Source organism: Corallococcus sicarius (assembly GCF_003611735.1).
In the GTDB taxonomy this organism is placed as follows: Bacteria; Myxococcota; Myxococcia; order Myxococcales; family Myxococcaceae; genus Corallococcus; species Corallococcus sicarius.
Genome location: NZ_RAWG01000656.1, coordinates 1 through 983, shown reverse-complemented (window position 1 = coordinate 983; position 983 = coordinate 1). Strand labels below are relative to the sequence as shown.

Here is a 983-nt window from a genome sequence, read left to right as displayed (position 1 = left end):
GCGGGTGGCCACGGGGGCGGTGCTGCTGGCCCTGGTGGTGGCCGCCTTCGAGGGCACGGTGGTGACGAGCGCCATGCCCACCATCACGCGGGAGCTGGGCGGTGATGCGCTCTACTCGTGGGTGTTCTCCGCGTTCCTCTTCGCCTCGACGGTGGGCGTGCTGGTGAGCGGCAAGCTGGCGGACCGGCTGGGCCGCAAGCCGGTGTTCTTCGCGGGGATGGGGTTGTTCCTGCTGGGGTCGGCGCTGTGTGGCCTGGCGACGTCGGTGCCGATGCTGGTGGGCTTCAGGGTGATGCAGGGGCTGGGCGCGGGGGCGTTGCAGCCCACGACGCTGACCATCAGCGCGGACCTCTACACGCTGCGCGAGCGGGCGGGCATCCAGGGCCTGTTCACCGGGGCGTGGGCCGCGGGCAACGTGCTGGGGCCGCTGCTGGGGGGCTGGCTGGTGATGCACGCCTCGTGGCGGTGGGTGTTCCTGGTGAACCTGCCGGTGGGCGTGGTGTCCGCGATGTTGCTGCACCTGTCCTACCGGGATCCGCCGCGGCGTGAGTCGATGAAGCTGGATCGGTGGGGTCCGCTGCTCGCGGGGAGCACGGTGGCGCTGTTGCTCTTCGCGCTGGAGCCGGGCGCGGCGCGGGCGCGAGGGTTGTGCGCGCTGGGCGCGGTGGTGGGGGCGGCGCTGTTCGTGCGGCAGCAGCGTCGGTCGTCGGCGCCGTTGCTGCCGGTGGAGCTGGTGACGGACCGGACGGTGCTCAGTGGCCTCGCGGGGGGACTGTTCGCGGGGGCGCTGCTGTACACGATGTCGGCGTGGGTGCCGCTGTGGATGACGGAGCAGGGTGGGCACTCGCCCATTGGCGCGGGGCTCGCGCTGGTGCCGATGTTGTTGGGCTGGTCGGTGGGGTCGACGGTGGGCGTGAAGGTGCTGGTGCGGGGCGGCATGCGCGCGAGCGTGGGCCTGGGATTCGCGCTGGCGGCGACGGGGG

At 72.9% G+C, this 983-nt stretch carries 1 protein-coding gene; it reads left to right on the top strand.

Going from position 1 to position 983, the window contains the following annotated elements:
* A partial coding sequence (locus tag D7X12_RS41535; protein WP_439329427.1) for an MFS transporter occupies positions 1 to 983 on the top strand: 983 nt, incomplete at both ends.